The sequence below is a fragment of the Arthrobacter sp. Y3223164 genome (genome assembly GCF_059091005.1).
This window is the reverse complement of the sequence record NZ_JBNHGF010000977.1, coordinates 1-290: the sequence shown is the minus strand read 5'-3', so window position 1 is coordinate 290 and position 290 is coordinate 1. Positions and strand designations below refer to the sequence as shown.

Below are 290 nucleotides of genomic sequence, written 5' to 3'. Positions count from 1 at the left end.
GGCGCGCCGGCCCGCCGGCTGCGCTGCCTGACCATCGACGACGGCCGCTCGGTCGTGCTGGGCAAGGAGCCCGTGTATGTGGACGACGTCCCGTCCGGCTACGTGACCAGCGCGGCCTTCGGCTACACGGTGGGACGGCCGGTGGCGTACGCGTGGCTCCCTGCGGACATCGGGGAGGGAGACGGCGTCGAGATCGAATACTTCGGCCGCCGCATCCCGGCCACCGTCGCCGCCGAGCCGCTGGTCGACCCCGGCATGGAACGACTGCGCGGCTAGCCGTCGGCGCTGAC

At 73.4% G+C, this 290-nt stretch carries 1 protein-coding gene; it reads left to right on the top strand.

Annotated elements, in window-relative coordinates; genetic code table 11:
* A partial coding sequence (locus AC5RUJ_RS18985) for a glycine cleavage T C-terminal barrel domain-containing protein (protein WP_494156605.1) occupies positions 1-276 on the top strand: 276 nt, incomplete at its 5' end.
* Between the last annotated feature and the right edge of the window lie 14 nt (positions 277-290).